Genomic DNA, 6,771 nt, shown 5'->3' on the forward strand with positions numbered 1-6,771 from the left:
CTTACCATCTACATTCTCTCTAAAAAACTTAAACATTTCAATAATTGTTAAGAATAAGCTCTCTTATTTATTGTATCCCGGCAACCCAACGATTATAAGTTTCGATCGTTTTCGGGTAAACAAGATTCTCTGCTTCAACTAAATGTGCCAGAGTATGCTTGGTTTCAAAGGCAACAGCCTGATCTAAGTCACTAAAAGCAATAACCCGCGCATCTTCTACCCCAGGAAAATTTCTCCCAGGTTCAATATAGTCTGCCACATAAATAATTTTATCTAACAAAGTCATCTCGGCTGCCCCCGTGGTATGAAGACGAATCGCGTTTAGGATTTCCTCATCGGCAATCTTCAACTCCCGAGCAACAAAATCAGCACCGACCAGTCCGTGCCAGATGGCATTGCCATACTTTAACAATTCCGTTTTATTTTCATAAACCCCTTGCTCGATAGCAAGTTGAAATTCCTCATCAGATCGTTCCTTCGCATAATCATGTGTCAATGCAGCGATGCTCGCCTTTTCCGGCGATTCACCAAAACGCTCGGCTAAAGCCACAGCCGTTTCTTCTACACCTAACACATGTTTAAACCGACGTTCGCTCATTCGCATTTGAACAGCTTGCATTAATGCTTCACGGTCCATTGCTGTATACTTATCACTATATTTCATCAAGATACAAGCCTTCTTCCGTGATATATTCCCTTACCCGATCAGGTACAAGATAACGAATCGAACAATCTTGTTTAACTTGTTTGCGAATATATGAAGAAGATAGCTGTATCTCAGGAACATCTACCCAAATAATCGGATAAGGACTCTCCGGAGCATAGCCAGCCCGTCTCACACCCACAAAGTTGACGATCCGAACTAATTCATCGATTCGGTGCCACTTAGGCAGATAAGCCACTTCATCCCCGCCGATAATAAAATAATATTCCGTATCAGGATTTTCTGCTGTTAATTCCAACATCGTATCGATTGTATAACTCTTGCCCTTACGCGCTAATTCTCTCATATCGATTGACAAAAATGAATTATCTTCAATCGCTAATTTCACCATCGCCAAACGATGTTTACTATCGATCGTCTTCTTTTCATCTACATGCGGCGGCAAATAACTCGGCAACAGATGCACTTCATCAAATCCCATTTTTTGCCCGACCTGTTCCGCAATCATTAAATGCGCGTGATGAATCGGATTAAAATTCCCACCTAACAGTCCGACCTGCTTTTTAGGCATTGCGGTATCTGTCATTGGTTTGACTTTTGGAATTGTTAAGACATCTTGATACAACGGTTATTCCCCCTCGTTTTTGATAAATTGACGTTTAAATGCCTTGAACTTCTTTAGATATTTTTTGATATTTTTCCTTGCTTGAAGCTTTATATAAAACCAGCACACGTCCAATAATCTGAACAATTTCACAGTTAATTCGGTCTTCTAAAACATGTGCCACCTCTTCGGCAATCTCATCTGTATTCTGCAATAAATTAATTTTGATTAATTCTCTTTTTTCCAACGCTTCAGCGATTTGAATGATCACTGCATCATTGATCCCATTTTTGCCGATTTGGAAAATCGGTTGCAGATGGTGTGCTTGACTGCGCAAGAAACGTTTTTGTTTTCCTCTTAATTCCATTAATACTCCCCTTATTCGGATAAAAGTTTTTTAGACTAATGCTTTACGGGTCAATACATCCACGCCTTTTGGCGCCCAACCAGCAACGACCGCTGGCTTGGATACTGTAACCCAACCTAGTCCAGCAAAAACAATATCGGTTTTTTCTTTGATTGAAAATTCAAACCGGACTAATTCAGGAAAATCTGCTACCTCATCTGGACGTGGAGGCTGCAACAATCCACCCACATGCTTTTCATAAAAAGCATCAGCTTTTTCCAATTTTGTTCGATGCGGATCGATATCATTCGACACATATGCAACAAAAGATGCTCGTTCTCCTTGAATAAAATCAAAACGTGCCAATCCGCCTAAAAATAAAGTTTGTCCAGCATTTAGCTGATAAACTTTGGGTTTGATTTCTTTATGCGGTGCGATGATCTTTAGATCCTTTTTACCAAGATAATGAGCCATTTGATGACGATGGATAATCCCCGGTGTATCAAAAAGATAGTGACCATCATCTAACGGAATCTCAATCTTATCCAAAGTCGTACCCGGGAACTGCGAAGTGGTAATCAAGTTTTGGACACCGGCAGTTTGTTTGATGATTTGATTGATCAATGTTGATTTGCCAACATTAGTCACGCCCACTACATAAACATCGCGGCCTTCCCGATATTCTTCGATTTTTTCTAATAACTCAGCCATTTCGTTAGACTTACGCGCACTGGTTAATAGAATATCAACTGGACGCAGACCTTCTTCATGAGCACGTTCTCGCATCCATTGTGTCAATCGGCCTCTTTTTAATGACTTAGGCAGTAGATCAACTTTATTACCGACTAGTAATACCGGATTATCACCGACAAATCGGTGCAGTCCAGGAATCAACGAACCATTAAAATCAAAGATGTCCACCACATTCACGATTAATGCGTCTGCTTTGCCTAATTCGTTCAATAGACGAAGAAAATCATCATCAGTTAATGAAACATCTTGAATCTCATTGTAGTGACGAAGACGGAAACAGCGCTGACAATATACTTCACCGTTTTCCAAACCCTTTTCTAATGCTGTTTGCGGAGTATAACCTAGTTCATTGGGATGTTCCGTTTGAATTTTTGCGCCGCAGCCGATACAAAATAATTCTTCTTCCATTTATAATTCACTCTTCCATTTCATCTCAGGATCTTTGCTTAATAAAATATGCATCACACGACGTTCAAAGAGACGATTGATTCTTGTATTCCAGCCATCCGTATCAAGAATCGGCCGAACAAGAATACTGCGAATACCCGCTGCACTTGCGCCGCGAATATCAGTCATCACTTGATCTCCTATCATGACAATTTCATCTTTTGAAACACCTAGTTGTCTTTGTGCATTCTTTATTCCTACCGAGAAAGGTTTCATTGCCCGTGAAACAAAATCTAATTGAAAACTCTCTAACGCTTTGGCTACACGACTGGCTTTGTTATTTGAAACGACGACCACAGGAATCCCCGCTTCATCCATCATTTTTAACCAATCAATCAGCTCTTTGGTACCATTTGGATTATTCCAAGCAATCAGTGTATTATCCAAGTCAGTTAATACTGCTTTAAATCCATGAGCCTTCAATTGTTCTGGGGTTATTTGATAAATGGCTTCGACCATCCACGTTGGTTTGAATTTATCTAACATGGCAACTCCTATAACTTTATTTATACTTCTACAAAACCTGATTATAACGCAAATTTTTTGAAAACTCTACATTTGACTACAAAGGTTTAAAAAAAGACTAGGCTTTCTCCGCCTAGTCTCATTAATCTTATAATACTTTTGATAAAAAATCGATGGTTCGGGAATGTTTTGTGTGATCGAAAACTTCTTCTGGTGTTCCTTCTTCAACGATTACACCACCATCCATGAAGATTACACGATCACCAACTTCTTTAGCGAAGCCCATTTCATGTGTAACGATCATCATGGTCATTCCTTCTTTAGCCAACTGCTGCATAACTTGCAACACATCACCGACCATCTCAGGATCAAGAGCTGAAGTTGGCTCATCAAACAACATAACATCCGGCTGCATCGCCAATGCTCGCGCAATAGCGATCCGTTGCTGCTGTCCTCCAGATAGAGATTGCGGATAAGCATCCGCTTTTTCTGACAACCCGACCTTCTCCAACAATTCCTTAGCAATTTTTTCAGCTTCCGATTTAGTCATCTTTTTAACTTTAATGGGTGATAAAGTGATGTTATCTAAAACCGTCATATTAGGAAATAAATTAAATTGTTGGAAGACCATTCCCATTTTTTCCCGCGTCTTGAAAATATCGTTCTTTTTATCTGTAATGTCCGTACCTTCAAATCTGATCGTACCAGATGTCGGAACTTCTAATAAATTGACACAACGTAAAAAAGTGCTTTTACCAGATCCAGAGGGTCCGATAATTACAACAACCTCCCCCGGAATGATTTCCGCGGATATATCTTTAAGAACTTCGTTGTCGCCAAATTTTTTATTTAAATGTTCAATCTGAATCAATGCTTCTGTCATTATATCCACCTCTTATCGTTGATATCCTTTTCCAAGTTTTTTCTCCCATAAGTTTAGCAGACGCGACGTGATAAATGTCATCACAAAGTATAGTCCCGCCGCCACGATCAATGGTTCTAACGGAATATAGGAGTTTGATACAACAATTTGAGCAGAACCCATTAATTCATTGATTCCAATCGTTGCTAATAAAGAGGAATCTTTAATTAAGGTAACAAATTCATTGCCTAGCGGTGGTAAAATATTTCTCAACGCCTGAGGTAAGATCACGTAACGCATCGTTTGGGATGGACGCAGACCCAATGAGTGAGCCGCTTCAGTTTGACCAAAGTTAACAGCTGTGATTCCGCCGCGAATGATCTCCGCCACGTAAGCCCCAGAGTTCAAGGATAAAATGATCATCCCAGGAAATAAACGATTCACACCGACCGATAACACACCGACATCTAAATCTTTTGACGGAAAGAAGCCTTGCAGAATTAAAAAGCCGATCGTAATTTGCAATAACATCGGAGTGCCTCGCAGCACTTCGATGTAAACATTCGCTAACCAGTTCAATGGTTTGTGTTTCGATAATTTTAGCAAAGCCATTGCCAGACCGATTAAGGTCCCTAAGCAGACTGTCACCAGTGAGATGACTACTGTTATCCCTGCTCCGGAAGCAAAGTAAGATAAGTATTTATCTAAAAAAGAAAAGTCCAAAACTTATACCCTCAATTCTATTCATTTGCTGATTTTTCAGCTAATTCATGATTTTGTTTAACATACTCATCAATCTTGCCTTCATCATTTAGCTTTTTAATGATTTTATTTATTTCTGTCTGCAATTCTTTGCTGCCTTTAGGCAATGCAATCGCAAATGCTTCATCTTCTGAGGCTTCCAGTTCGATATTTGCGATCATCAAATCTGGATTTTGCTGTACGTACGATTCAGCGATCGTTTTTTCCACGACCATAGCATCTAATGAGCCGCTGTTTACTTCGATCACCATATTCGGAACTTTTTCGATTGAAACAAGTTTTCCGTCTTTTAGTTGTGTTTTAACGATATCTTCTTGAATAGAACCTTTTTGCGCACCAACATTTTTATCTTTCAAAGAATCAATACTTGTAAACTTGTCTTGATTTTTCTTGTTAATGATCACCACTTGTGGCGGGTTATAATAATTGTCAGTAAAGTTGAACTGTTCTTTACGTTCTTTGGTTGCAGAGATCGCAGAGATTGCAATATCAGATTTTCCTTCTTTTAATGAAGCTAAAACGGTATTGAAACTCATATCAGATACTTCTGCTTTCACGCCTAACTCTTCGGCGATTGCATTAACTAAATCAATATCAGCACCAACGATTTTATCTTTACCATCCACCATTGTATGGAACTCGAACGGTGCATAGTCAGCGGATGTCGCTACTTTTAACACGCCCGCTTTTTTAATTGCTGCTAATTGATCCTCAGATTTTGCATTTGAAGAATCCGCAGTTTTATCGCTGCCTCCTCCACAAGCTGCTAAAGTGAATAATGCTACTAATGTCATAACTAAGCCGGTAATCTTTTTCATCCTATTTCCTCCTAAAAATGTTTTACTATTAATTAACCTTCAAAAAACAGTTGGTTTACTAGCTATTTTTTGAAGGCTTTTTTCAATGAATTTATTATAACATGAAATTTTCATAAAACAAGCAATTTGTTGTATAAATATTAAAAATAGTTTGCATATCAGTTCCTATAATGTATATATCCACCCTTTTAGTGAATAAATATTTTTAATCTCCGCCTTTTTGAGCTAACTGATTGTTTTCTTCAACTATTTTTTCGATGGTACCGTCTTCTTTCATTTCTTTGATATGTTTATTCAGTTCTTTGACTAATTTTTCATTACCTTTTGGAACCGCGATGCACAAAGAATCCTCCTTCATACTTTTCAATGAAATATTCGCAATCATCAGTTCCGGATTTTTATTAACATAGGCATCCGCTACTGTTTTTTCCACAACTAAACCGTCCAAAGAACCGCTTTTTACTTCCACAAAAATATTTGGCAATTTTTCAATTGATACTAATTTGGCATCTTTCAACTGTTCCTTGACAATATTTTCTTGGATCGTCCCCTTTTGAGCTCCGACCTGCTTGCCTGCAAAATGATCAATTGAAGTAAAATCATTTGCATGTTGCTTATTAATCACAATTACTTGCGGGGATGTATAGTAATCTGTAGTAAAATCAAAACTTTCTTTACGTTCACTGGTAACTGAAATCGCTGAAACGGCGACATCTGCCTTTCCTTCCTTTGCTGCAGCTAAAACTGCATTAAAACTCATGTCTAACCATTCAACTTTTACACCCATTTTCTTAGCAATGGTCTCCATCATCTCGATATCGGCACCAACAATTTTGTCTTTTCCATCAATCGTTGTATGAAAACCAAAAGGTGCATAATCTGGTGAAGTCGCTACTTTAATGACCCCATTCTCGTTTATAGTGTCTAATTTATCCTCTTCTTCCTTGCTTCCACATGCTGCTAATACTAATAAAGCAAGACCTGCTAAAACAACCTTCAGCCCTTTTTTCATTTGCTTTCCCCCATAATCAGTTTTGTATAGTATAGCAT

General features: G+C 38.5%; 9 protein-coding genes. All 9 read right to left on the reverse strand.

Translation table 11 applies throughout. The features are described from left to right. Positions 1-67: 67 nt before the first annotated feature. Positions 68-670, reverse strand: a complete 603-nt coding sequence (yqeK, locus tag A5875_RS07145; protein ID WP_176244717.1) for a bis(5'-nucleosyl)-tetraphosphatase (symmetrical) YqeK — start codon at positions 668-670, stop codon at positions 68-70. Next, a complete protein-coding gene (locus A5875_RS07150; protein WP_088932966.1) occupies positions 654-1,289 on the reverse strand; it encodes a nicotinate-nucleotide adenylyltransferase in 636 nt (211 codons plus the stop codon). Before A5875_RS07150 ends, yqeK begins: the two co-directional genes overlap by 17 nt. Before the next feature lie 34 nt (positions 1,290-1,323). Beyond that, positions 1,324-1,635, reverse strand: a complete 312-nt coding sequence (yhbY, locus tag A5875_RS07155; protein ID WP_088932967.1) for a ribosome assembly RNA-binding protein YhbY — start codon at positions 1,633-1,635, stop codon at positions 1,324-1,326. Between the two features lie 30 nt (positions 1,636-1,665). Continuing rightward, positions 1,666-2,775, reverse strand: coding sequence for a ribosome biogenesis GTPase YqeH (gene yqeH / locus A5875_RS07160; protein ID WP_088932968.1), 1,110 nt, complete (start codon positions 2,773-2,775; stop codon positions 1,666-1,668). Then, entirely contained in the window at positions 2,776-3,300 is a 525-nt protein-coding gene (locus tag A5875_RS07165; protein ID WP_088932969.1) for a YqeG family HAD IIIA-type phosphatase, read from the reverse strand. A gap of 127 nt (positions 3,301-3,427) precedes the next feature. Next, positions 3,428-4,162, reverse strand: a complete 735-nt coding sequence (locus A5875_RS07170) for an amino acid ABC transporter ATP-binding protein (RefSeq protein WP_088932970.1) — start codon at positions 4,160-4,162, stop codon at positions 3,428-3,430. Positions 4,163-4,174: 12 nt separating this feature from the next. Next, a complete protein-coding gene (locus A5875_RS07175) occupies positions 4,175-4,864 on the reverse strand; it encodes an amino acid ABC transporter permease (protein ID WP_088932971.1) in 690 nt (229 codons plus the stop codon). Between the two features lie 17 nt (positions 4,865-4,881). Further along, positions 4,882-5,721 (reverse strand): transporter substrate-binding domain-containing protein, encoded by an 840-nt coding sequence (locus A5875_RS07180; RefSeq protein ID WP_088932972.1) that lies wholly within the window; start codon positions 5,719-5,721, stop codon positions 4,882-4,884. A 205-nt stretch (positions 5,722-5,926) separates the two neighbouring features. Further along, positions 5,927-6,733, reverse strand: coding sequence for a transporter substrate-binding domain-containing protein (locus A5875_RS07185; protein ID WP_088932973.1), 807 nt, complete (start codon positions 6,731-6,733; stop codon positions 5,927-5,929). Positions 6,734-6,771 lie beyond the last annotated feature (38 nt).

Source organism: Enterococcus sp. 3H8_DIV0648 (assembly GCF_002140655.1).
GTDB classification, from domain to species: domain Bacteria; phylum Bacillota; class Bacilli; order Lactobacillales; family Enterococcaceae; genus Enterococcus_A; species Enterococcus_A hulanensis.